We start from the raw sequence: 22,882 nt of genomic DNA on the forward strand, positions 1-22,882 counted from the left end.
ACGTCCATGGTGGCTTTGTCCGATTCGAGGGTGCAGATCGGATCCTCGGGCGCGAGCACGTCACCGGGCTCGACCAACACCTCGATCACCGGCACGTCGTGATAGTCGCCGATGTCCGGTACCTTCACTTCGATGAGGGATGCCATCGGGAGTCTCCTTTAGGCCGTGCGCGGGTTGGGTTTGGCGGGATCGATGCCGTATTTGGCGATGGCCTCGGCCACCTTGCTTCGCGGCAATTCACCGTCTTCGGCGAGCGCCATGAGGGCGGCGAGCGTCACCCAGTGCCGATCGACCTCGAAATGGAAGCGCAACTTCTCGCGCGTGTCGGAGCGCCCGAATCCATCGGTACCCAGCGTGTAATAGGTGCGTTTGACGAAAGGACGAATCTGCTCGGCGAAGAGTTTGACGTAGTCGGTCGCGGCGACCGCCGGGCCGCGATGACCGGAGAGTTTGCGCTCGACGTGGCTCTTGCGCGGTGCTTCCAGGGGGTGCAGCAGGTTCCAGCGTACCGTGTCCTGGCCGTCGCGGGCGAGCTCATTGAAGCTCGTGCAGCTCCAGACGTCGGCGGCCACGCCCCAGTCCTCACGCAGGATGTCGGCCGCGGCCATCACTTCACGCAGGATGGAACCGCTGCCCATGAGCTGCACGCGGGGCGCCGCGCCTGCCGGCGCGGCCTGGAGCAGATACATGCCCTTGAGGATATCCTCCCGGACACTTTCCCCTTCGGGCATGGGGGGATGCTCGTAGTTCTCGTTGAGCACGGTGATGTAATAGAAGACGTCTTCCTGCTCCACGATCATGCGCCGCAAGCCTTCATGGACGATCACGGCGAGTTCGTACTGGAAAGTAGGGTCGTAACTGATGCAGTTGGGCACGACGTGGGCGAGCACATGGCTGTGACCGTCCTGATGCTGCAGCCCCTCGCCGTTCAAAGTCGTTCGCCCGGAGGTGCCGCCAATGAGAAATCCTCTCGAACGTTGATCCCCCGCCGCCCAGATGAGATCCATGATGCGCTGGAAGCCGAACATCGAGTAGAAGATGTAGAAGGGGATCATGATCACGTCGTGCACGCTGTAGCTCGTGGCTGCCGCGATCCAACTGCAGGTCGCGCCCGCCTCGTTGATCCCTTCTTCGAGGATCTGACCGTCGCGCGATTCCTTGTAGAACATCAGCTGGTCATGATCCTCGGGAACGTATTTCTGCCCTTCCTGATTCCAGATGCCGAACTGGCGGAACATTCCCTCCATGCCGAAGGTGCGCGACTCGTCCGGCACGATGGGCACGACGCGTTTGCCGATTTTCTTGTCGCGCATGAGCTGGATCATCATGCGCACCAGCGCCATGGTCGTGGAGATCTCGCGCCCTTCGCCGCTGCCGGCGAAGAATGAGGCAAACGATTCGAGCGGAGGAATCTCCAGCGATTCGCTCGCCTTCTGCCGTCGCTGCGGCAGATAGCCGCCCAGCGCCTGGCGCCGTTCGTGCATGTAGCGCGCCTCGCGCGAGTCGGGGGCAAAGGTGAGGAAAGGCAGCGCATCGATCTGGTCGTCGGGAACGGGCAGTTGAAAACGGTCGCGGAAACTGCGGATCGCGTCGTGATCCATCTTCTTCGCCTGGTGGGCGATGTTCATCGCCTCGCCCGCCTGTCCCATGCCGTAGCCCTTGATGGTCTTGGCGAGGATCACCGTCGGCTGACCCTCGTGCTCGACGGCGGCCTTGTACGCGGCGTACACTTTGAAGATGTCGTGGCCGCCGCGGTTGAGCTGCCAGATCTCCTCGTCGGTCCAGTCGGCCACCAGCGCCTTGAGCTCCGGCGTGTTGAAGAAATGCTCGCGGATGTAGGCTCCGTCCTTGGCGCGGAACGTCTGATAGTCCCCGTCGCACAGCTCCATCATGCGTTTTTTCAGGATGCCCTTCTTGTCGCGGGCAAAGAGCGCGTCCCAGCGCGAACCCCAGATCACCTTGATGACGTTCCAGCCGGCGCCGCGGAACTCGGCTTCCAGCTCCTGGATGATCTTGCCGTTGCCGCGCACGGGGCCGTCGAGCCGCTGCAGGTTGCAGTTGATGACGAAAATGAGGTTGTCGAGCTTCTCGCGCGCCGCCAGGCCGATCGCGCCCAGCGTCTCGACCTCGTCGACCTCACCATCGCCGATGAAGCACCATACTTTGCGTTTGGCGGCTCGTTCCGCGTCGAGCAGCCCCCGGCAGGCGAGATACTTGATGAAGCGTGCCTGATAGATCGCCTGGATGGGACCCAAGCCCATGGAAACGGTAGGGAATTGCCAGAAAGCCGGCATCAACCAAGGGTGGGGATAGGAGGAAAGCCCCTTGCCGTCGATCTCGCGCCGATAGCTGATGAGCTGCTCTTGCGTGAGCCGGCCGAGCATGAAGGCGCGCGCGTAGATGCCCGGAGCGGAGTGTCCCTGGAAGAAGACGAGGTCCCCTGGATGCTTTTCGTTCGGCGCATGGAAAAAGTGGTTGAACCCCACGTCGTAGAGCACGGCGGCCGAGGCGAAGGAAGCGATATGCCCGCCCACGTTGGAATCGCGGTTGGCACGTACCACCATGGCCATCGCATTCCAGCGGATGTACGAGTGGATCTTGATTTCCAGATCGGGGTCGCCCGGATAAGGCGGCTGCAGTTCGACCGGGATGGTGTTGATGTAGGCGGTGTTGGCCGAATAGGGAATGTCAACGCCGTGTTCTCGGGCCTCTTCGATCAGGGTCTCGAGGAGCGCATGCGCCCGCTCCGCGCCTTCATGCTCGAGAACGGCGTCGAGCGCATCCAACCACTCGCGCGTTTCTTCGGGATCCGGATCCGGGTGGACATGGTGCTGGGACTGGACGGACATGAGGGGCTCCTTTTGCGATGGACATCTCGCAATATAAAATTTAATCTCACGAAGCGCAATCGTGCGCTGCAACACGGCAAAACGAAAACATGACTACGGGTTTTCCCTAGTAGTGGAATGGCCGGGAATGCGCGACATTGTCGGCCGAGGAATTTTTTCGTCTCTGGGCGTTCCCACCTACCGATGAAAACCAGTCTTCCCGTCAGCTCCTCGCGCGACGATGCCCCCCTGCGGTTTGGCGCCGCAGCGGCTCTGTTCGCCCTGATCATGTTAGGCGCCGGGGCCATGCTTTACCAGTGGGGCGCCTCGCAAGCCGCGACCGGCGCCAGCGCCGAGATGCTGACCATGCTGCTGGTGATCGCCGCGCTGGGGTCCTGGGTGATCGTGCTCCTCGTTCGTGCACGCCAGCAGGGCTTGGCCTTGAAGCGGCTCGAACGCGAGCGGGACCGGCTCTTCCATTTCTCGCTCGACCTGCTGGCGGTGCTGGGGCAAGACGGAAAGGTCCTGCGCTGCAATGCGGCTTTCCCCCGCGTGCTCGGCTATACCGAGAGGATGCTCCAGGGCAAGTCGCTCATCGACCTGGTGCATCGCGACGACTTGGCCGAGACGATGTCGGCACTGCGCCGGCTCTCGAGCGGCGAGGCGGTGGAATTCGTCGCCCGCGTCCGCGATATCACCGGGGAATACCGCTGGCTGTCGTGGCGCATCAACCCCGTCGCCGATGAAAACGCCTCCTATGCCATCGCCCACGACATCACGCAGGCCAAACAGACCGAACAGGCGCTGCAGGCCGAGATGGCCTTCCGTCGCGCGATGGAGGAATCCCTCGTCACCGGCCTGCGGGCGATCGATCTGCAGGGACACATCATCTATGTGAATCCAGCCTTCTGCCGCTTGGTAGGGTTCACGGAAGAAGAGCTGCTCGGGTGCGGGCCGCCGTTTCCTTATTGGCCGGAGGAATCGCTCGAAACGTGCTGGGAGAGCCTGCGCATGACGCTCTCGGGCCGTTTTCCTGCCGAAGGGTTCGACATGCGCATCCGGCGCAAGGACGGCGAGCGGCTCGACGTGCGTTTTTACCTCTCGCCGCTCATCGACGGCGAGGGGCGGCATACCGGCTGGATGGCGGCCGTGACCGATGTGACCGAGGCACGGCGGGTGCGCGCCGCGCTCGAGGCGGCGCAACGCCGCTTCGCCGCGGTACTGGAGGGGCTCGACGCCGCGGTCTTCGTCGCCGACTGGGAAAGTGACGAGATCCTCTTCGCCAACCGGGCATTCAAGCGCATCTACGGTTTCGACGCGGTGGGGCAACGGGCGGCGGCCTTGGGCGTGCCTCGGCCGATCTCTCCCGAGCCGGAGGGGGCTCATCCCGACGCAGAAAAGCTGCCCCGGGAACTCTTCGATGGCGAGGTGCAACATCCGGAATCCGGGCGCTGGTACCACGTCCATGAACAGCTCACGCGCTGGGTCGACGGGCGCATCGTGCGCATGGCGATCGCCACCGACATCACCGTCCATCAGCACCTGCGCGCGCTGGAGCTGCAGCGCCAGGCCCAATTGCAGCAGACGGCGCGGCTCATCACCATGGGCGAGATGGCTTCCACCCTCGCGCACGAGCTCAACCAGCCGCTGGCGGCGATCGCCAATTATTGCCGCGGCGGCATGAGCCGGTTGGAACAGGGCCGGCTCGACGAGGCGGCCGTGCGTGCCGTGCTCGAGAAAGCGGCGACGCAGGCTGAGCGCGCCGGTTCCATCCTCAACCGCATCCGCGACTTCGTGCGCAAGTCCGAACCGCGGCGCGAAGCGGTGCCGCTTGCCGCCATCGTGGAGGGAGCCGTCGAGATCATGACCCCCGAGGCCAAGCGCCACAACGTGCGTCTCATGGTGGAGATCCCCGAGGCGCTGCCGCCGGTGCGTGCCGACCAGATCCTCATCGAACAAGTGCTGGTGAATCTGATCCGCAACGGCATCGAAGCGATGGCGCGCACCAGACCCGCCGCGCGCCAGATCCGGGTGCAGGCGGCGCGTCTGGACGAACGCCACGTGGCCGTGGCTGTCATCGACCGGGGCCGCGGCCTCTCGCCGGAAGAACGCGAGCAGATCTTCACCTCGTTTTTCACCACCAAACCCGATGGACTGGGCATGGGCCTGAAAATCTGCCGCTCCATCGTCGAGTTTCACGAAGGGCGGCTCATGGTGGAGGACAACCCCCAAGGAGGAGGGACGGTGTTTCGTTTTACCCTGCCGCTGGAGGAGTGCTAAGAATGAACGGGATGGAGGAAGGGCGCATCGTGCATGTCGTCGACGACGACGAGGCGATGCGCGATTCCTTGCAGTGGCTGCTCGAAGGCAAGGGCCATCGCGTGCGCACCTACGCCGATGCGGCGAGTTTCCTCGCTGCCATCGGCGCGCAGGACGGGGGCTGCGTGCTGCTCGACGTGCGTATGCCTGGCATGAGCGGGCTAGAGCTCTTCGAGGAATTGCGCCGGCGCGAGCTGCCGCTGGCGGTGATCTTCATCACCGGACACGGCGACATCCCCATGGCGGTGCGGATGCTGCGCAAGGGGGCGGTCGACTTCCTGGAAAAACCCTTTTCCGACGTGCAGCTCATCGATCGCATCGAGGAAGCGCTCGGGCGTTCGCGTACCCTGCGGGAGCGGCAGCGACGGCGCCTGGAAATCGAGCGGCGCCTCGCGAGCCTGTCGCAGCGCGAACGCGAGGTGCTCTTGCTCATCGTCGCCGGACGCCTCAACAAGCAGGTCGCCGACGACTTGGGCATCTCGATCAAAACGGTGGAAGTCTATCGCGCCCGGGTGATGGAAAAGATGGCGAGCGAGTCGCTTGCCGAGCTGGTGCAGACGATGACCTGGCTGGAGGAAGAGCATGCCCGCCCTTGGGGGCAGCTCGAGTAATCAAAGCGCTTTTCGATTCCGCTCGGACCATTCATTCACCAGCTGCCGCGCCGCAGCCACCGTCTCGCTGGCCCTGAGCCCGATGGGGCCGATCCCTTCTGCAACGAGCCGATCGGCCGCTGCGCCATGCAGGAAGGTGCCGAAGCGCGCCGCGAGCGGCACCGGCCAACCCTGGGCGAGCAGCGATCCCAGCAGGCCGCTGAGCACGTCGCCCATGCCGGCGCTCGCCATGCCCGGATTCCCCGTGGGGTTGATCGCCCAGGTGCCGTCGGGATCGGCCACGATCGAGCCACAGCCCTTGAGCACCACGTGCGCCCGGTAGCGCCGGGCGAGCTCCTGCGCCGCGGCGATGCGGTCGTTCTGCACGGCGGCCACCTCGGTGCCGAGCAGGCGCGCGGCTTCCATGGGGTGGGGCGTGAGGATTGCCGGAATCGGGCGTGAGCGCAGGGACTCCTGCAATTCGGCGTCGACGGCCAGGCGATTGAGCCCGTCGGCGTCGAGCACGAGCGGCAGGGGGGAAGGCAGCAGACGCGCGAGCAAGGCCCGGGCTGGGTCCGAAGCGCCCAGCCCCGGCCCGACGACGAGGACATCGACGCCGCGCTCGGGAATCGCGTTTCCCACCATCAACTCCGGATGCACTGGACTGAAGGAGAGGATGTTCGGGTCGAGCGCGCACAGGGTCACCTTGCCGGCGCCGGTGGCGAGCGCCGCGTGCCCCGCGAGAAAGGCCGCGCCGCTCATGCGTGGTGCTCCGCCCACCACGAGCACGTGACCAAAGCTGCCTTTGTGGGTGTTTTTGCGCCGTGGCTGCAGATGGTCGGCGAAGGCATCCAGCCCAAGCAAACGTCCGAGCCCCAGATCGTGGCGCCGCGGATCGATGCCCAGCGAGTCGACGACCACCTTGCCGGCCCGATCCGGGCCGTCGAGCGTGTGCAGGCCGGGCTTGTCGGCAAGGAAAGTCGAGGTGAGGTCCGCCGTGAAACAGGGTCCCGTGCAGCGCCCCGTGTCGGCATCGAGCCCGCTAGGCACATCCACCGCCAGTTTGAACGCCGTCTGCGCCAGGCCCCATTCGATCCAGGAAGCATGGGGTTCGCCGATGGGACGCGCAAGCCCGATACCGAAGAGGGCATCCACGATCGCCGCCGGGGGTGTCTCGAGCGCGTCCGGTCCGGCCAACATGACCCCGCCGGATGCCACGAACGCTTCGCGCGCCGCCGCGGCTTCCCCTCCAGATCCCCCCCCGTCGAAGCGACCGATCACCACGGCTCGCCGTCCGAGAGCAAGCAGACGACGTGCCGCGACGAACCCGTCCCCCCCATTGTTGCCCGGTCCGCACAGGACGCACACCAAACCGCCAGGCGGCACGTGTGCGATTACCGCGCGGGCGATCGCCGCCCCGGCACGTTCCATCAGCGGTGGGTCGGCCAGGGGGACTTCCACCGCCTCGATCGCCCTGATTTCCTGCAGACGGAGCAAAGGGCGCGAAGAAAGGGGCACAGTGAACGAGGAAACGAAAGGCATGACGCGGCTCCCGGCTGGAGATCGAATCATGTTAGAATGAAAAACCGTTTTTACCCACCCAATTGCAAGGAACTCGGATGGAAGTCGCCGAACAGACGCCCGCGCAGCAGCCCGTCAATCCGCTCGAGCGTTCGCTCACGCTCGAGATCCCCGTCTCTGAGGTCGAGAAAGAGGCCGAGAAACGGCTCAAGCGTATCGCGCCCACCGTGAAGATGCCTGGTTTTCGTCCGGGCAAGGTGCCCATGCGCCTCGTCAAACAAATGTATGGGAACGAGACTTGGGCCGAAGCGGTGAGTGAGGCGATCGAACGCAGCTTCAACGAATCGGTCGCGCGCGAGGGTTTGCGCGTGGCGGGAAATTTTCGCATCGAACCTGCCGAATCCGCCGATTCGGCCATGCTCGCATTCACTGCCAAGTTCGAAATCTACCCCGAGATCGAACTGGCCGATCTCTCCGAACACACCGTGGAGCGGGTGAACCTCGAAGTCACCGACGCCGAGGTCGACAAGACCCTCGAGCGCCTGCGCAAGCAGCGCGCCACTTGGCGTGAAGTCGAGCGCCCGGCGCAGGAAGGTGATCGCGTCACCGTCTCCTACGTAGCCCGCAAAGACGGCGAAGAAGTCGAAAATGGGCGCATCGAGAACCATGCTTTCGAAATTGGCGCAGGGACCTTGCTCGAGCCCATCGAAAAAGCGCCGATCGGGATGCGCGCGGGCGAGACCAAGACCTTCGAAGTCACCTTCCCCGAAGGTGAAGAGAGCAAGTTCGCCGGCCAAACACTCCAGTTCGAGCTCACGGTGCATAAAGTCGAAGAGCCCGAGCTTCCTGGGGTCGACGCCGACTTCGCCCGTGCGCTCGGCATCGAAGATGGCGACGTGCGGAAACTGCGCGACGAAATCCGCGCTTCGCTCGAGCGCGAGCTCAAGCAGCGACTCGACGCCGATCTGAAAAAACAAGTGTTCGACCTCTTGCTCGCCGCCCACGAGTTTGCTGTCCCAGGTGCGCTCGTCGAACTCGAGGCCGAACAGCTCCTGGAGCGGGCCAAGCGCGATCTGCAGATGCGAGGGTTCGATGCCAACCAGCTCAAACTCTCGCCCGCGTTCTTCGAAGAAGAAGCCCGGCGACGGGTTCGTCTTGGGCTGCTCATCGGCGAAATCGTCAAGCGCCATGAGCTCAATGCCTCGCCGGAGCAGGTGCGGGCGTTCATCGAGGAAATGGCAGCCGAATACGAACGGCCACAGGAAGTCGTCGATTGGTATCATGCCGACCGACAGCGACTGGCCACCATCGAAGCGGTCGTCATCGAAGACAACGTGGTGCAATGGGTTCTGGAGCGAGTCCGGGTTACCGAAAAAACCGTCGACTTCGACGAATTCATGGCGCAGAAACCCGTCTGAGCCGAACGGCGCGGCTGCGGTGCATTTTGCCTCGGCCGCGAACTTACCGTCTTTTTTTGCGTCGATTGCTGGCAAGTCGATACGCTGTGTGAGGAATTCATGAAAGAATCGTTTGAGGCGAATACCCCGCTCGGCCTCGGTCTGGTGCCCATGGTGGTCGAGCAAAGCGGCCGAGGCGAGCGAGCCTACGACATCTACTCACGCCTGCTCAAGGAGCGGGTGGTCTTTCTCGTCGGTCCCGTCGACGATGCGGTCGCAAGCCTGGTCGTCGCGCAGCTCCTCTTCCTCGAGTCCGAAAATCCCGACAAAGACATCCACTTCTACATCAACTCGCCGGGCGGATCGGTCACGGCGGGCATGGCCATCTACGACACGATGCAGTTCATCAAACCCGACGTGAGCACCCTGTGCATTGGCCAGGCTGCGAGCATGGGCGCCTTTCTGCTCGCGGCCGGTGCCAAAGGCAAACGCTATTGCCTGCCCAACTCCCGGGTGATGATTCACCAACCTCTGGGCGGCTTTCAGGGGCAAGCTTCCGACATCGAGATCCATGCCCGAGAGATCCTGAAGATCAAGGCAAAGTTGAATGAATTGCTTGCCTTTCACACCGGCAACGATATCGAGCGCATCGAACGCGATACCGAGCGGGACAACTTCATGAATGCCGAAGAGGCCGTCAAATACGGCCTCGTCGACAAGGTGCTCATTCGTCGCGAGGATATCTGAGTCAACATGGCAAAAAGCAAACGCGGCAACAGCGGCGAATTCTTCTGTTCCTTCTGCGGCAAGAGCCAGCATGAGGTCAAAAAACTCATCGCCGGCCCATCGGTGTACATCTGCAATGAGTGCATCGAGCTGTGCAACGACATCGTTCGCCAAGACCTCGAAGAAGTGCGCGGCGAGGCCGTAGATGCAGCACGGCGTCTGCCCACTCCCAAGGAACTCGTCGACTACCTAGACCAGTACGTCATCGGCCAAGACTACGCCAAGCGTGTGCTCTCGGTCGCGGTCTACAACCACTATAAACGCCTGGCACTTGCTGCTCGCGACGACGAGGTGGAAGTCGCCAAGAGCAACATCCTGCTCATCGGGCCTACGGGTTCGGGCAAGACGCTGCTCGCACAGACGCTCGCGCGCAAGCTCGACGTGCCGTTCGCCATCGCCGACGCCACTACGCTCACCGAGGCGGGCTACGTGGGCGAGGACGTGGAGAACATTCTCGCCCGCTTGCTGCAAACGTGCGACTTCGACGTCGAGAGAGCCCAACGGGGTATCGTCTTCATCGACGAAGTCGACAAGATCACGCGCAAATCCGAGAACCCCTCGATCACGCGCGACGTCTCCGGCGAAGGCGTGCAGCAAGCGCTCCTCAAACTCATCGAGGGAACGGTCGCCTCCGTGCCGCCCCAGGGCGGACGCAAGCATCCGAATCAGGATTTCATCCAGCTCGACACCACCAACATCCTCTTCATCTGCGGCGGTGCCTTCGACGGGTTGGAGAAGATCGTCGAGCGTCGTACCGAAGCCGCCGGCATCGGGTTCGGGGCAGCGGTGGCGAGCAAGAAAGAGCGCAAGAAATCCGAATTGCTGCGTCAGGTCGAACCCGACGATCTCGTGCGCTTCGGGCTGATTCCCGAGTTCGTCGGACGCTTGCCAGTGATCGTTCCGCTCGAAGAGCTCGACGAAGAGGCGCTCATGCGCATCGCCACCGAGCCGAAGAACGCCCTCGTCAAGCAATACCGCAAGTTGTTCGAGATGGAGGGCGTGGAGCTCGAATTCACCCCGGGAGCAATCCGGGCGATCGCCCGTAAAGCCATCGAGCGGCGTACCGGTGCCCGAGGCTTGCGCTCCATCATGGAAGACATCCTGCTCGACCTGATGTTCGAACTCCCCAACCTCAGCAGCCAAGGGGTGCACAAGATCCTCATCGAAGAATCCACCGTAACCCAAGGAACCGAGCCGCTCAAGATCGGCAACGAAGAAGCCCACGTCAGCGGTGAAAACTGAGCACTCATGCAGTGATTGCCGCAAACGGCCCGCCCGCGAGGCGCCGAGGGCTCCAGCGAAACCGTTCGAGCAGCTCGAACGGTTTCGCTGTACTGCGACATGGCGGTGTTTTTCTGGTGCTGGGCTGCAGGCTTTGCCCTGATAGAGCGTTGCCGTACTCCGGTTGGCTTGCCCCGTAACCGCTCACGACGATTCATCGAGGCATTTCTTGGTGTATCGGATGAGCAAGGCGCGATGCCCCGAGTAGCGATGCGCCGGCAGGTCGCTGGCAGCACGTCCCACGAGCCCCCTTGATTTTTGCCCGCCAAGCGACCATATTGCGAAGTAGCGATCTCTCGCCTCATCAGGATTTCCACACATGACCGAACTCATCGAAGCCCAGGGTAAAACCCTCGAACACCTGCCGCTGTTGCCCTTGCGCGACGTGGTCGTGTTCCCTCACATGGTCATCCCGCTCTTCGTCGGGCGACCCAAGTCCATCAAAGCGCTCGAGCGTGCCATGGAAAATGGCGGGCGGCTCGCGCTCGCCACGCAGAAAGACGCCGCCAAGGACGATCCCGGAGCGGACGACATCTTCACGCTCGGGTGCATCGCCCACGTATTGCAGATGCTCAAACTCCCCGATGGGACGGTCAAGGTGCTGATCGAAGGGCGGCAGCGGGCGCGTTTCGATCGCATCCTCGAAGAGGGTGACACCTTCGTCGCTCTGGCTAAGCCGCTGGAAACACAGCCGGGCGACCCGCGTGAGACCGAGGCGCTACGCCGCTCGTTGCTGTCGGCTTTCGAGGAGTACGTCAAGCTCAACCAGAAACTGCCGCAAGAGCTCGTCGCCTCGCTCGCGGCGCTCGAAGATCCCGAGCATCTCACCGACATCATCGCTGCGCATCTGCCGCTGAAGATCGACAAGAAGCAGGAACTGCTCGAAATTCTCGCACTCGTGCCGCGCATGGAGCGCCTGTTGGCGCTGCTCGAAGCCGAGATCGACATTCTCGAAGTCGAGAAGCGCATTCGCAGCCGCGTCAAGCGCCAGATGGAGAAGTCTCAGCGCGAGTTCTACCTCAATGAGCAAGTCAAGGCGATCCAGAAGGAACTCGGCGAAGGTGACGAACAGGCAGAGCTCGACGAGCTCGAGAAGAAGATCAAGGCCGCCGGCATGCCCAAGGAGGTGCAGGAGAAGGCCGAGGCCGAGCTCAAGAAGCTGCGCATGATGTCGCCCATGTCGGCCGAAGCCACCGTGGTGCGCAACTATCTCGACGTGCTCGTGAGCCTGCCGTGGAACAAGAAAACCAGGGTCACGCTGGATCTGACCAAGGCGCAGAAGATCCTCGATGCCGACCACTATGGTCTGGAGAAAGTCAAGGAGCGCATCGTCGAATACCTGGCGGTGCAAAAGCGCGTCGATGTCGTCAAGGCGCCCATCCTGTGTCTGGTCGGTCCTCCCGGAGTGGGCAAGACCTCGCTCGGGCAGTCGATGGCGCGTGCCACGGGGCGTAAGTTCGTGCGCATGGCGCTGGGCGGCGTGCGCGACGAAGCCGAGATCCGCGGCCATCGGCGCACCTACATCGGTGCCATGCCGGGTCGTATCATCCAGAGTCTCATCAAGGTCGGCGTCAAGAATCCGCTCTTCCTGCTCGACGAGGTCGACAAGATCGGCATGGATTTCCGTGGCGATCCGAGCTCGGCGCTGCTCGAGGTGCTCGACCCCGAGCAGAATCACGCCTTCCAGGATCACTACGTCGAGGTCGATTTCGACCTCTCGGAAGTGATGTTCGTGGCCACGGCCAATACGCTCAACATCCCGGCGCCGCTGCTCGATCGCATGGAGGTGATCCGGCTCTCGGGGTACACCGAAGATGAAAAGATCGCCATCGCCGAGCGCTATCTTTTGCCCAAGCAGATGAAAAACAACGGGGTGAAGAAGAACGAGCTCACCGTGACCACCGAGGCGATCCGTGACATCGTCCGCTATTACACGCGGGAAGCCGGTGTGCGCAGCCTCGAGCGTGAGATCTCGAAAATCTGCCGTAAGGTGGTCAAGGGAGTCCTGCTCAAGGCACTCAAAGCGCCGGTCACCGTGGACTCGGGCGATCTCGAAACCTATCTGGGTGTGCGCAAGTATTCTTTCGGCGTGGCCGAAAAGGAGAACCAGGTGGGACAAGTCACGGGCCTCGCGTGGACCGAAGTCGGCGGCGAGCTCCTTACCGTGGAGGCGGCGGTGATGCCAGGCAAAGGCAAGGTCATCACCACCGGCAAGCTCGGCGAGGTCATGCAGGAATCCATCCAGGCGGCCATCACCGTAGTGCGCAAGCGCGCGCGCAAGCTTGGCATTGCCGAGGATTTCTACGAGAAGAACGACGTGCACGTGCACCTGCCCGAAGGGGCCATCCCCAAAGACGGGCCTTCGGCGGGGATCGCCATCACCACGGCGCTCGTGTCCGCGCTCACCGAAATCCCGGTGCGCTGCGACGTGGCCATGACGGGCGAGATCACCTTGCGCGGCGAGGTGCTGGAGATCGGCGGGCTCAAGGAGAAGCTGCTCGCCGCGGTGCGCGGTGGCATCCGCAAGGTGCTCATTCCCGAGGAGAACGTGAAGGATCTGGCCGAGATTCCCGAGAACGTCAAAGGTGCGCTCGAGATCATTCCCGTGCGCTGGATCGAGCAGGTGCTCGAGCTCGCCCTCGAGCGCAAGCCCGAGCCTTTGGTCCCAGCCAGCGAGCCTCCCGTCGCGACGCCAGTCGTTGCCGCGAGTACCACCACGGGCACAGGCGTGCGCCCAGCGGCAAGCGAATTGCCGCATTGAGCTTCGCCGCGTTTGCCAAGCAAGGTCGGTGATGGTACCATTGCCGGCTCTTGCAGCGGGTGCTTAGCTCAGTTGGTAGAGCGTCGCCCTTACAAGGCGAATGTCGGCGGTTCGAGTCCGTCAGCACCCACCATTCATCCCTTTTCGCTATGCTATCATTGAGCATTCGGTGCATGGGCGAAGGGGCAGGCGATGGTGCAACCAACGTTTCTGGCGCATAACGTGGGAATGCTGGAACACGCCATTGCCGCCAAGCTCGCCGTTCTGGGGCTCGATCCCGCCAATGCCAAGCAAATGCGCGATCTCGCCCGCGAGGCCCTTGATACCGACGCTGAGCACCTCACGCAGCATTTCTATTCTTCGACCCTTGAGCCGCGCGTGCGCGCCGAGCTCCTGGGGCTCATCGCCCTCATGTTTCAAACCATGGCTTCGGCAGCGAGCATGGGAGAGGAGCTCCACGGCGGCCCCGTGTGGAAGGCCGTTGCGCGGGCGATCTACGAAGAAGCCGAGGCCCGCGGGCTCATTCCGACGAAAGGGGCGTGAATGCGGAAGGATCCCATCTCGTCATCTCCTCAGCTCGAAACGCGCCTACGGCTAGCACTAGAAGCGGCTGAGCTGGCAACGTGGGATCTGGATTTCGGGAATGAAACTGCCTGGCTCGATGCCCAGTGGAGCCGTTGGATGGGTTTGGGCAACGAGCCCGTCCGCTTGAGTTTTGCCGAATGGCGTTCCTTCGTCCATCCCGACGATTGGCCCAAGGTTCGCTCGGCCCTCATCGATCTGCTCAAGGGAAAAACTGCAACTTATCAGCAGCGTTACCGTATTCGGACACCGGATGGCCGCATCCTGTGGCTCGAAGATCGTGGCCAGGTATGTGACCGCGATCCTACGACGGGACGCGCGTTGCGTGCGATCGGTGTGTCGCGTGACGTGACCCAGGAAGAAGAAAAAATCCAGCGAGATCGCCTCTTGACCGCGGCGCTGCGCCATGCGCCGGTAGGCATCATGATCGCGGCGGCCGACGGTACCGTCGAATGGGTCAATCCAGCGCTCGAGCAGATCACCGGTTATCGTGCCGATCAGCTGATCGGTACGCGTGCTGGACATTTGTTACACAGCGGCTTACAACCAGAATCGTTTTATCGAGAATTATGGGAGACGATCTCTCAGGGAGAGATTTGGCAAGGGCGGGTGCTCAACAAAACGGCAACGGGAGAATTGCGCCACCACGACGTGACGATCGCGCCCGTCACCGACAGAGCAGGGAAGCCTTTGCATTACATCGCCACCTATCGCGACGTCACCGACCAGGTACTGCTCGAGGAGCGGCTCGAGCGCATGGCCATGACCGATCCGCTCACCGAGCTACCCAACCGTCGTGCTTTTCTCGAGGTGATGCAAAAAGAGTTTCAGCGCGTCGTTCGTTCCGGATTCACGATCGATTCCTCCTTTTGCCTCATCGATCTCGATCACTTCAAACGCATCAACGACACGCTGGGGCATGCCGCGGGCGACGCCGTGCTGCGTCATTTCGCCCAGACGATTCGACAAACCCTGCGTCAGATGGACGTCTGTGGTCGGCTGGGGGGAGAGGAGTTCGGCATCCTGTTGCCGCAAACCGACGATCGGGCGGCCGCAGCGGCAATCGAACGGCTGCTGCGCACCATTCGCCAAAGCGTCGTCGTCTTCAATGGCCATGCGATCCGCTATACGGTGAGCGCCGGCGGCACGTCGTTCTCGATCAGCGATCGCACGATCGACGACGTGTTCGCACGTGCCGACCGGGCGCTCTATCAAGCCAAAGAGAACGGACGGGACCACTTGGTTTGGATCGCTCCGGAAGATCAGTAACTTGTCATTGTCACGAATCGAGGAGAATTCAATGGATTTGTGCGTGATCGGGACCGGCTACGTCGGCCTCGTGACTGGGGCGTGTTTTGCCGAGATGGGCAACGAGGTGTGGTGCGTCGATGTCGATGCGGCCAAGATCGAGGGGCTGAAAGCCGGGAAGTTGCCCATCTACGAGCCGGGGCTCGACGAGATCGTGGTCCGCAATTACCGCGAGGGGCGGCTGCGTTTCACCACCGATCTGGGCGAGGCGATGGCCGAGTGCGATGTGCTCTTCATCGCCGTGGGCACGCCACCGCTCGAAGACGGCTCGGCCGACCTGCAGCACGTGCTCACGGTGGCGCGCGACATCGGCCGGCGGCTTACGCGCTACAGCGTGATCGTCGACAAATCCACGGTTCCGGTGGGAACCGCCGAGCGGGTGCGCCGTGCGATCCAGGCAGAGCTCGATGCACGTGGCGTGTCGATCCCGTTCGATGTCGTCTCCAACCCCGAATTCCTCAAGGAAGGCGCTGCGGTCGAAGATTTCATGCGCCCGGACCGCATCATCGTCGGTACGGATTCGGAAGCGGCGCGCGAGCGCATGGCCGAGCTCTATGCGCCCTTCAACCGCAGCCACCAGCGCGTCATCCACATGGGCGTGCGCGATGCCGAGATGACGAAGTACGCCGCCAACGCCATGCTCGCCACCAAGATCTCTTTCATGAACGAGATCGCGGCGCTGTGCGAGCGCTACGGCGTCGATGTCGAAAACGTCCGCTTGGGCATCGGCTCGGATCAGCGCATCGGCTACCACTTCATCTATCCGGGCTGCGGCTACGGCGGCTCGTGTTTTCCCAAGGACGTCAAGGCGCTCATCGCCATGGCACAGGCGGCCGGGGTCGAACCGGAGGTGCTCACGGCGGTGGAAGAGCGCAACGCGAAGCAGAAGCGCGTGCTGGAAGAAAAGATCGTCGCGCGTTTCGGCGAAGACCTCACCGGACGGACTTTCGGCGTGTGGGGGCTCGCCTTCAAGCCGGGGACCGACGACATGCGCGAAGCGCCTTCCATCCCGCTCATCGAGGGGCTGCTCGGGCGCGGTGCCAAGGTGCTCGCCTATGATCCGGTGGCCATGGACAATGCCCGCAGCGTCTTCCCCTCGGCGTGGTTTGAGCAGGACCGGCTCGCCTTCACCCGGCATCAGTACGATGCGCTCGAAGGAGCCGACGCCATGGTGCTGGTGACCGAGTGGAAGCCTTTCCGCCATCCGGATTTCGCCGCGATCAAGCGGCTCCTGAAAACGCCGCTGATCTTCGACGGGCGCAACCAATACGATCCGCAGCAGCTTGAGCGGCTGGGAATCGCCTATGTCGGCATCGGGCGGGCGAACGCGCTGGCGGAGCGGGGGGCGGTTGCGGCCTGAGCGTGTTTGGTGCAAGTAGAGTACGGCTGGTCAGCAGGTGCCCCCCTGGAATGTCATGGACAAGAACCGCTTGATGCTCCTTCCAGGCATTTTCTTAGTTGCACCGCGAAGCGCAATGCCTGTGCCGGCTCCAGCATGGATGCGGTGATTCGCAAGGCCGGGCGCTTCGATGCGATCGCAAAGGCTTCACCGGTGCGTACGTACCACCCTTTTTGGGCTAGGGAATGTGCGACGCGCACAGCGTCAGTACCCTGCGGCAGCGGTACCCATACATTGAATCCATCACAGGGCTGTTGCGGGGCGAATCCCTCGGTGTGCAGCGCCTCGATCAAGGTTTCACGGCGCAAAGCATAGATGCTCCGGGCGGTTTGCAGATGTGCCCTGATGGCATCCGAGCCCAAAAGCCCTCGCACAGCGGCTTGTAATAAGTGGCTTACCCAGCTCGTACCTGGTGCTAGACGCATGCCGAGTCGAGCGGCAGTTGTGGCATCGCTCGCGACGAAGGCAAGCCGAAGGTCGGGGCCGAAGCCTTTGGACACGGAGCGGATCAACGCCCAATGTGAAGCAGATTCCGGCACGATGCTATGGTAGGCCGTGTTTGCCAGCAGGGCGAAATGGTCGTCTTCGATTACCAGGACATGGGGATGATTCTCGAGGATGCGGCGCAACTTGCTTGCGCGGGCCTTGCTCAGGCTGCAACCGCTCGGATTCTGGGCCCGCGGTGTGCACAGTACGGCTTGAGCGCCGGCAGCCAGCGCCTCCTCTAGGGACTCGGGCTGCATGCCTTGCCCATCGATGGCGACAGGTATTGCCTCTAGCCCTGCACAGCGCAGGGTGTTGAGGCTGCCTAGGAAGCAGGGATCCTCCACTGCGACCTTGTCACCGGGAACGAGATAGGCAGTGAGCAGGCGCTCGATCGCATCTACCGCCCCATGCGTCAAGCTCAAAACGTCATGGTCGCGGCAATCGGACCCAAACCATCGACGGGCCAGGTGCTCCAGATCAGGATAGAGCACGGGGTGGCCATACAGTGTCGGTCGATAGCCACTGGAGGAAAGAACCTGCAAAGGGTCGGGTAACAAAGCAGGGTCAGGATTGCCGCCTGCCAGGTCTACCAGCGGCGAGTTGGCAGAGGTTCCCTCCTGCTCCCCTAGGCGTGCAGGGGGTTTGATCACCGTGCCCTTGCGCCCCATGGTCTCGGCGATGCCAGCGGCGACCAGTCGCTTGTATGCAGCGGCGACCGTATTTCGATTGACCCCGAGCCGTTTGGCCAACTCGCGTACAGGGGGCAAGGGCTGCCCCCCACCCAAGCGACCTGAAAATACCTCGCGGCGAATGCTCTCGAAAATGTCCGATGCGCTGTTGCCGGTGATTTGCATTAGTCCTGTGACTATATATAATTTGTCTTAGGACAAATTATAGCACAACAAGGAGATCGTCCTCATGGACGCACCGCCCCTTTATCACGAAGCGCATCGCATCGAGGACTTTCAACGCAACTTGGAGACGGTGCGCACGCGCATCGTCTGCGCCTGCAAGCGGGCAGGCCGCGATCCGGCCGGGGTGCGTCTTTTGCCGGTCAGCAAGACGGTTTCCGAAGAGCGACTCCGGATGGCCTATGCGGCGGGATGCCGTGAATTCGGCGAAAACAAGGTGCAGGAGGCTTTTCACAAGGCCGGGCTCATGGCCGACTTGCCCGAGCTGCGCTGGTCGCTGATCGGACATTTGCAAACCAACAAGGTGAAGCTCGTCGCGCGCTTTGCCAGCGAATTCCAGGCGCTCGACAGTCTGCGTGTGGCCAAGGCCCTGGATCGGCGCCTGCAGGCTGAGGGGCGTGGATTGGACGTCTTGGTGCAGGTCAACACCTCGGGAGAGGTCAGCAAGTTTGGACTTCCTCCCGAGGAAGTCGCTGGTTTTCTGCGGCAGCTGACGGGGTTCTCCTCTTTGCGGATCCGAGGATTAATGACTTTGGCGTTATTTTCGACTGATTCCTCCAAGGTGCGTTCCTGCTTCGTCTTGCTGCGCGAGCTGCGCGACCGTCTGCGTCAAGAAACGCCAGCTGGCGTCGTGCTCGATGAGTTGTCGATGGGGATGTCGGGCGACTTCGAGATGGCGATCGAGGAAGGCGCTACCATCGTACGCGTCGGGCAAGCCCTTTTCGGCCCTCGCGCCACCCCCGACAGTCATTATTGGCCGGAGCATGACCACGCTTCAAGGGAGCGACATCGACCCTTGGAAACCAAGGAAAGCCCTGTGCTCGGGGGGTATTCATGAAAATTTACCGAATTGTCATTTTTCGGCATGGACGTCTGCTCGGTCAGTTCGACAGCGAGACGCCATGGGCAGCCGAGGCGGTGCATGATCTGCTGCAGCGTCTGCCTGAGCAGGAAGGCTATCGCACCGAACTGTTCGTTGCCCACGATGAGCGCCGCCTAATCGAGAGCGGACCAGGCGGTCTCAGGCTCCTGGGCCGCGAACCCTTGTTTCAACCTTTGCCGCTCGCCGCCGTGAGAGCGGATGAGTCTACGGAGCCTACCCGATGAGCACCTCTTGCTACCTGATGCCGACTTATCAGCGCCATCCTCTTCGTTTCACCCATGGGCGAGGAATGCGTCTGTGGGATGTGCAAGGCAACGAATATCTGGATGCGATCGCCGGTGTCGCCGTCACCAACTTGGGGCATGCTCATCCCGAGATCGCTGAAGCGATCAGCGATCAGGCCATGCGTCTTTTGCATACGTCCAATCTGTTCGAGATCGAATGGCAAGAGAATCTAGCGCAGCGACTCTGCGAGCTTGCCGGGATGGAGAGCGTATTCTTTTGTAATTCAGGTGCGGAGGCCAATGAGACTGCCATCAAACTCGCTCGCCTCCATGCGCGAGTGCGCGGTGTTGCGCTTCCGTCGATCGTGGTGATGGAGAACAGTTTTCATGGTCGGACGTTGGCGACGCTGTCGGCCACGGGAAGCGCTGCGGTGCAAGAGGGCTTCTCGCCCCTGGTCGAAGGGTTCGTGCGCGTTCCAGCCAATGACATTGAGGCTATTGGCAAGCTGGCTGCCGCTCGTGACGACATCGTCGCCGTCTTGCTGGAGACGGTGCAAGGGGAGGGCGGGGTGAGGGTGGTGTCGTCAGACTACCTGCGTGCTTTACGGGCGCTTTGCGATGAGAACGGCTGGCTGATGATGATCGATGAAATACAGACCGGTTTGGGGCGAACTGGCGCATGGTTCGACTATCAGCGTGCATCGGTTCGCCCGGATGTGGTCACGCTTGCCAAAGGACTCGGCAATGGCATCCCGATCGGTGCTTGTCTGGCAGGTGGGGCTGCGGCAAGGCTGTTTACCCCTGGCCGGCACGGCTCCACTTTCGGCGGCAATCCGCTTGCCTGCCGAGTCGGCTGCAAGGTGCTGGACATCACTGAGCGTGACGCCTTACCCCAGAGGGCCAGCGAACTCGGGCAGCGTTTGATCGATGGCTTGCGTCGATCGCTCGACGGCTTGCCTGGTATCCGTGAAATCCGCGGGCAGGCACTGATGGTGGGCATCGAGCTGGATCATCTTTGCGATCATCTGGCAGCCTTTGCCATCGAGCGCGAACGTTTGCTCATCAATGTAACCCGTGGCCGAACCATTCGCCTGCTGCCTGCGTTGGTGGCCAGCGAACGGGACATCGACGAGATCATCGAACGGATGTCCAGATTGCTGAGCTGGTACGTCCGGTCCGTGCAAATCTGATCACGGTTTCAGCCGCGCCGCAACACCAGCCCTAGCCCGGCCATGATGGGCAGTGCGCCGAGCAAGTCGGACGCGGGGATGTGCTCGCCCAAAAGCAGTACTGCGAGCAAGGTGCCAAACAGCGGATTCAGCAAGTGAAAGCTGCTTGCGCGGCTGGCTCCGCCATGGCGCACCAGCCACAGCAGCAGCAAGGTGGCGCCGATCGAAACCACTACTGCGAGGTACAGCAGACTGCCGAAAAATGCTGCGTTCGGCTGTACCGCCAGACCCTCACGCCACCAGGCCAGAGGCAGCAGCACGAGCCCGCTCGTTGGCAGCTGGATCGCAGCGATGCGCCACGGATCGAGCCGGCCCGCGACCTGGCGGTAGAGCAGGATCGACGCTGACAAGGCGACTGTACCTAGGAGGATCAGCATCACGCCATCCAGGTCGGCAGATGCCGAGAGCGCCCGTGTGCGCATGATCCAGACGACTCCGGCAAAACCCGCTGCAAGTCCCGCGGCGGCGCGCCAGCTAGGCCGCTCGCGCAGCGCCACGGCCGCGAGCGCCGAGGTCATCAAAGGGCTGGTGCTCACGAGAATGGTGGTCAGCCCCGCCGGCACCGTGCGCATGCCCACGAAGGCAAGGCCCAGATAGACGGCGTTGTTGAGCAGGCCTGCGAGCAGCGCCACGCCGATATCGCGCAGCTTCTGCTTCTTGGGTACGCGTTCGGGTCGGGCTTGGGCGGCTGCCCGATGCATGCCACTGTGCAGATGGACGAGCGGCCACACCAGGATTCCTGCGAGCAAAAAGCGCAGGCTCAGCAAAGTCAAAGGCCCGCTCGCGGCCATGCCGGCCTTGCCTGCTATGAAGGCAGAGCTCCATACGAGACTGAACAGCGTGCCCATCAGCACAAAGCGCGGCAGTGAGACCGGGGGCGGAGGCGCGGCGGAGGGGGTGGCAAAATCGGCGACGGGTGTGGAAGAACGTTGCATGCGGACTTCTCTCGCCTCGGTTATGGGAAGCCACTTACCACGCCTGCCCTGTCTCGCACGGAATGGGGGCAGGGGGATCAGGCGGCGGAAAGCGCTTGGTCTAGATCGGCGATCAGGTCGTCGACGTGCTCGATGCCTACCGATAGGCGGATCATGTCTTCGCTCACGCCGGCTTTCTCCAGTTCTTCCTTGCTCAATTGCCGGTGGGTGGTGGAGGCCGGGTGGCAGGCGAGCGTCTTCGCATCGCCGATATTCACGAGCCGGGTCACCAGCTTGAGTGCATCCTGGAATCGCGCCCCGGCCTCGCGGCCGCCCTTGACGCCAAACGTGAGGATGCCGGACGCGCGTCCGCCGAGGTATTTCTGCACCAGGGCGTGATCGGGATGATCGGGCAGGCCGGCGTAATTGACCCAGCTCACTTTGGGATGGGTGCGCAGGAAGTGGGCGATACGCACGGCGTTGTCGCAGATGCGATCCATGCGCAGCGGCAAGGTCTCGATCCCTTGCAGGATGAGAAAGGCGTTGAAGGGGCTCAGCGCCGCGCCCATGTTGCGCAGCGGCACCACGCGCGCCCGGGCGATGTAGGCCGCAGCGCCGAAGGTTTCCGTGTAGCTCACGCCGTGATAAGACGGATCGGGCTCGACGAGCACGCGAAAACGTTCCTTGTGCTCGGCCCAGGGAAACTTACCGCTGTCGACGATCACCCCGCCGATGGAATTCCCGTGTCCGCCGAGGTATTTGGTGAGCGAATGCACCACGATGTCGGCGCCGTGCTCGAAGGGACGGCAGAGGTAAGGGGAGGGGACGGTGTTGTCGACGATGAGCGGAAGGCCGTGTTCGTGGGCGATCGCCGCGAGCTGCTCGAAGTCGGTGATGTTGCCGAGCGGATTGCCGATCGATTCGCAGAAGATCGCCTTGGTCTTGCCATCGATGAGGCGGGCGAAGGAAGCCGGATCGCGGTGGTCGGCGAAGCGCACCTCGATGCCGTACTTGGGCAGCGTATGGGCGAAGAGATTGTAGGTGCCGCCATAGAGCGTGGCTGAACTTACTATATTGTCGCCAGCTTCGGCGATCGTCTGGATGGCGTAGGTGATGGCCGCCATGCCCGAGGCGAGCGCGAGGCCCGCGATGCCGCCTTCCATGGCGGCGACGCGTTTTTCCAGCACGTCGCAGGTGGGGTTCATCATGCGGGTATAGATGTTGCCCGGCACTTTGAGATCGAACAGATCCGCGCCGTGCTGCGTGTCGTCGAAGGCGTAGGAGGTGGTTTGGTAGATCGGCACTGCCACGGCTTTGGTGGTCGGATCGGGCGTATAGCCGCCATGGACGGCGAGCGTCTCGATGCGCATGGAACGGTCTCCTATCGGGTGGTGCGCGGAAATATAGCACGATGGCCAGAAGAGGACAGGGGGGAGTGGGAATGTCTTTATTCATGCACGATC

Annotated in this window: 18 protein-coding genes and 1 tRNA gene; 13 read left to right on the plus strand and 6 right to left on the minus strand. The window is 62.6% G+C overall.

Going from position 1 to position 22,882, the window contains the following annotated elements; genetic code table 11:
- Together GV368_RS11695 and aceE are read right to left on the minus strand one after the other, a co-directional pair.
- Positions 1 to 146: biotin/lipoyl-containing protein (locus GV368_RS11695; RefSeq protein WP_408033895.1), on the minus strand; the 146-nt coding region annotated here is incomplete at its 3' end.
- Between the two features lie 12 nt (positions 147 to 158).
- A complete protein-coding gene (gene aceE / locus GV368_RS01835) occupies positions 159 to 2,849 on the minus strand; it encodes a pyruvate dehydrogenase (acetyl-transferring), homodimeric type (RefSeq protein WP_169115011.1) in 2,691 nt (896 codons plus the stop codon).
- Positions 2,850 to 3,032: 183 nt separating this feature from the next.
- On the opposite strand from aceE, the gene GV368_RS01840 reads away from it, so the two are divergent.
- Together GV368_RS01840 and GV368_RS01845 are read left to right on the plus strand one after the other, a co-directional pair.
- The gene (locus GV368_RS01840) at positions 3,033 to 5,108 is read left to right on the plus strand and encodes a PAS domain-containing sensor histidine kinase (protein WP_206673202.1); all 2,076 of its coding nucleotides are present in this window, start codon (positions 3,033 to 3,035) and stop codon (positions 5,106 to 5,108) included.
- Between the two features lie 2 nt (positions 5,109 to 5,110).
- Complete coding sequence (locus GV368_RS01845) at positions 5,111 to 5,758, plus strand: response regulator transcription factor (RefSeq protein ID WP_169115015.1); 648 nt, start codon at positions 5,111 to 5,113, stop codon at positions 5,756 to 5,758.
- On the opposite strand, the gene GV368_RS01850 is transcribed toward GV368_RS01845, so the two are convergent.
- Complete coding sequence (locus GV368_RS01850) at positions 5,759 to 7,279, minus strand: NAD(P)H-hydrate dehydratase (protein ID WP_169115017.1); 1,521 nt, start codon at positions 7,277 to 7,279, stop codon at positions 5,759 to 5,761.
- Between the two features lie 77 nt (positions 7,280 to 7,356).
- Here GV368_RS01850 and tig point away from each other — a divergent pair, with 77 nt between their 5' ends.
- From tig to GV368_RS01890, 8 genes are all read left to right on the plus strand, one after another.
- Positions 7,357 to 8,676 carry a trigger factor gene (gene tig / locus GV368_RS01855; RefSeq protein ID WP_169115019.1) on the plus strand — a complete coding sequence of 440 codons (1,320 nt, stop codon included), beginning with the start codon at positions 7,357 to 7,359 and terminating at the stop codon, positions 8,674 to 8,676.
- 99 nt (positions 8,677 to 8,775) lie between these two features.
- The gene (gene clpP, locus GV368_RS01860) at positions 8,776 to 9,402 is read left to right on the plus strand and encodes an ATP-dependent Clp endopeptidase proteolytic subunit ClpP (RefSeq protein ID WP_142804455.1); all 627 of its coding nucleotides are present in this window, start codon (positions 8,776 to 8,778) and stop codon (positions 9,400 to 9,402) included.
- A 6-nt stretch (positions 9,403 to 9,408) separates the two neighbouring features.
- Complete coding sequence (gene clpX, locus GV368_RS01865) at positions 9,409 to 10,683, plus strand: ATP-dependent Clp protease ATP-binding subunit ClpX (RefSeq protein WP_142804456.1); 1,275 nt, start codon at positions 9,409 to 9,411, stop codon at positions 10,681 to 10,683.
- A 358-nt stretch (positions 10,684 to 11,041) separates the two neighbouring features.
- A complete protein-coding gene (gene lon / locus GV368_RS01870) occupies positions 11,042 to 13,483 on the plus strand; it encodes an endopeptidase La (RefSeq protein WP_169115022.1) in 2,442 nt (813 codons plus the stop codon).
- A 57-nt stretch (positions 13,484 to 13,540) separates the two neighbouring features.
- A tRNA-Val gene (locus tag GV368_RS01875) sits at positions 13,541 to 13,616 on the plus strand.
- Between the two features lie 59 nt (positions 13,617 to 13,675).
- Positions 13,676 to 14,026: a hypothetical protein gene (locus GV368_RS01880; protein WP_169115024.1), complete on the plus strand. Its 351-nt coding sequence runs from the start codon at positions 13,676 to 13,678 to the stop codon at positions 14,024 to 14,026.
- On the plus strand, positions 14,027 to 15,334 hold the full coding sequence (locus tag GV368_RS01885; RefSeq protein ID WP_169115033.1) for a sensor domain-containing diguanylate cyclase: 1,308 nt from the start codon (positions 14,027 to 14,029) through the stop codon (positions 15,332 to 15,334). It abuts the gene before it with no gap.
- Between the two features lie 31 nt (positions 15,335 to 15,365).
- The gene (locus tag GV368_RS01890) at positions 15,366 to 16,733 is read left to right on the plus strand and encodes a UDP-glucose dehydrogenase family protein (RefSeq protein WP_169115035.1); all 1,368 of its coding nucleotides are present in this window, start codon (positions 15,366 to 15,368) and stop codon (positions 16,731 to 16,733) included.
- A 53-nt stretch (positions 16,734 to 16,786) separates the two neighbouring features.
- Here GV368_RS01890 and ptsJ read toward each other — a convergent pair whose 3' ends face one another.
- The gene (gene ptsJ / locus GV368_RS01895) at positions 16,787 to 18,112 is read right to left on the minus strand and encodes a MocR-like B6 salvage transcription factor PtsJ (protein WP_169115037.1); all 1,326 of its coding nucleotides are present in this window, start codon (positions 18,110 to 18,112) and stop codon (positions 16,787 to 16,789) included.
- Positions 18,113 to 18,176: 64 nt separating this feature from the next.
- Between ptsJ and GV368_RS01900 the strand changes: the two genes are divergently transcribed.
- Genes GV368_RS01900 through GV368_RS01910 form a run of 3 tightly spaced genes read left to right on the plus strand, consistent with a single transcriptional unit; the run spans position 18,177 to position 20,466 of the window.
- Positions 18,177 to 19,007, plus strand: coding sequence for a YggS family pyridoxal phosphate-dependent enzyme (locus GV368_RS01900; RefSeq protein ID WP_169115039.1), 831 nt, complete (start codon positions 18,177 to 18,179; stop codon positions 19,005 to 19,007).
- On the plus strand, positions 19,004 to 19,276 hold the full coding sequence (locus GV368_RS01905) for a cytoplasmic protein (protein WP_169115041.1): 273 nt from the start codon (positions 19,004 to 19,006) through the stop codon (positions 19,274 to 19,276). The genes GV368_RS01900 and GV368_RS01905 overlap by 4 nt, the downstream gene beginning before the upstream one ends.
- A complete protein-coding gene (locus GV368_RS01910) occupies positions 19,273 to 20,466 on the plus strand; it encodes an aspartate aminotransferase family protein (protein ID WP_206673203.1) in 1,194 nt (397 codons plus the stop codon). The genes GV368_RS01905 and GV368_RS01910 overlap by 4 nt, the downstream gene beginning before the upstream one ends.
- A gap of 8 nt (positions 20,467 to 20,474) precedes the next feature.
- Here the strand turns inward: GV368_RS01910 and GV368_RS01915 are convergent, their stop codons facing one another.
- Together GV368_RS01915 and GV368_RS01920 are read right to left on the minus strand one after the other, a co-directional pair.
- Entirely contained in the window at positions 20,475 to 21,440 is a 966-nt protein-coding gene (locus tag GV368_RS01915) for a DMT family transporter (protein ID WP_169115043.1), read from the minus strand.
- 77 nt (positions 21,441 to 21,517) lie between these two features.
- Positions 21,518 to 22,789 (minus strand): bifunctional O-acetylhomoserine aminocarboxypropyltransferase/cysteine synthase, encoded by a 1,272-nt coding sequence (locus GV368_RS01920; protein ID WP_169115046.1) that lies wholly within the window; start codon positions 22,787 to 22,789, stop codon positions 21,518 to 21,520.
- Positions 22,790 to 22,882: the final 93 nt, after the last annotated feature.

The sequence above is a fragment of the Tepidiphilus baoligensis genome (assembly GCF_012911495.1).
Lineage (GTDB): Bacteria > Pseudomonadota > Gammaproteobacteria > Burkholderiales > Rhodocyclaceae > Tepidiphilus > Tepidiphilus olei.